This window comes from Nocardioides sp. Soil774, from assembly GCF_001428125.1.
Classification (GTDB): domain Bacteria; phylum Actinomycetota; class Actinomycetes; order Propionibacteriales; family Nocardioidaceae; genus Nocardioides.
The window spans coordinates 1-1,883 of record NZ_LMSM01000004.1 but is presented as its reverse complement, the minus strand read 5'-3'; the positions used below and the strand labels follow the sequence as shown (position 1 = coordinate 1,883).

Annotated in this window: 1 protein-coding gene; it reads left to right on the top strand. The window is 69.5% G+C overall.

Annotation, left to right across the window (positions count from 1 at the left end; genetic code table 11):
• The first annotated feature begins 140 nt into the window (after positions 1–140).
• On the top strand, positions 141–1,565 hold the full coding sequence (locus tag ASG76_RS02940) for an HNH endonuclease signature motif containing protein (protein WP_056599911.1): 1,425 nt from the start codon (positions 141–143) through the stop codon (positions 1,563–1,565).
• The last annotated feature ends 318 nt before the right edge of the window (positions 1,566–1,883 follow it).

The following is a 1,883-nucleotide window of genomic DNA, read 5'->3' as shown; positions in this document are numbered from 1 at the left end:
CAGGTGCACACGGCGGGGAGAAGTGTCACCACCAAGGACACCGAAAGTGTCACCGATGTCCTGGTACAGGTTCGTCACCGATGTCCTGCGACATAACAACTGGGCGGCGACTGTCGGTGGGACCAACTAGAATCAAACGCATGATCGATGCGCTGGCAGGACCCGGACAGGCTGAGGCAGACGCCCTCAGCCCCGCCGCCCTGCTCGCGCTCGCGCGGTCCCGCAAGGCCGCCGAGGACCGAGCCGCGGCCGACCTCCTGAAGATCGCTGCCCAGTGGGCCGACCTCCACCCGCCAGAGTCCATCCACAGTGCTGCGGCGTTCACCGTGGCTGGGTCGGAGCACGAGGAGCCCATCGCCGGCGACGGCTGCCCCCTGGTGGCGGAGTTCTGCATCGCCGAGCTCGGCACCGTCCTCGGCATCTCGACGGTCGCGGCCAAGAAGCTCATCGGGCACGCGCTCGAGCTGCGCCACCGCCTCCCCCGCCTGTGGGCGCAGGTCCAGGCGGGGCGGGCGCCGGCCTGGCGGGCACGGCTCGTCGCCGAGACCACCATCCACTCCGCTCCCGCTCTGACGCGCGACGCGGCCCGCTTCGTCGACGCCCAGGTCGCCGCCGTCGCCGGGAGGATCGGGACCGCTCAGCTCGACCGGCTCGTCGCAGAGACGATCAAGCGCTTCGACCTCGCCGCCGCCGACCCCGCCTCCGACCCGGAGGACGGCTACCTCCACGTCGACCCGCGCCACGTCACGATCCACGACGAGGACGTCCACTTCGCCGGCACCGTCCGCTTGGAGGCCGAGCTCGGTCTCGCCGACGCGATCGACCTGGAGAACGCCGTCGCCCACGGCGCGGCTGCGCAGAAGGCTCTTGGCTCGGCTGAGTCCCTCGACTCCCGTCGAGCGGCAGCGCTCGGTGATCTCGCTCGGACGCAGACCGCGCTGGACCTGTTCTCCCAGGGATCCACTGGCGTCACGGCCGAGGACGGTGACGGACTGCCCGCGGCGCGGGAGGTCGTGCTGCACGCGCACTTCGACGCAACTCCTGCACCCGACGGCTCGACCGTGTTCGGGTCCACGGGCCGTCTCGAGGAGCGTCAGAGGCTCGTCCTCCTCGACCAGCTGCGGTCGTGGTGCGCCGACTCCCGCACGAAGATCACCGTGAAGCCGGTCATCGACCTCAACATCGACCTCTCGTCGCCGGCGTACGCGGTTCCCGACCGCATCCGCGAGCAGATCATTCTGCGCGACCAGACGTGCGTCTTTCCGTGGTGCACCCGACCGGCGCGGGCCTGCGACGTCGATCACGTCGTCGAGTTCGACCACCAAGCCGACGCAGAGGGACGCGAACAGCCCGGCCCGACGGCGACCTCGAACCTCGCCGCGCTCTGCCGATCACACCACCGTCTCAAGACCCACTCCGCTTGGCGCTACGACGTGATCGCACCAGGTGTGTTCGAGTGGACCAGCCCTCATGGCCACCGCTACCGCCGAGACCGCACCGGCACCACCGCACTCGACCCACCCGACCCCGGTCCGCCACGGATCCCGCACCAGCGCCGCCCATGAACCCCGCCCCGCACCCCGCCAGCCACGAGCTGACGGGGCCACAGGCGTGCGCGGCGTCGCGATCGCACGCACGCACATGCCGCGATCCGCTCGAACCTGCCGGAAGTCTCGTAGTAGCCGATGGGCGGACGTATGCCTCTTTCCCGTGATGTGATCCGGTCATGAGCGATGCGCCGATCATTCGCTCCAGCGACGGGGAAGAGCGACGCGGCATCACCGGGGACTGCTGCACGGATAGGTGACATCTGAATCTGCGTCGATGTGTCGGCGCTGGAAGGATGTTCACCATGCCAAAGGCGTTCCCCAAGGAGTTCCGCG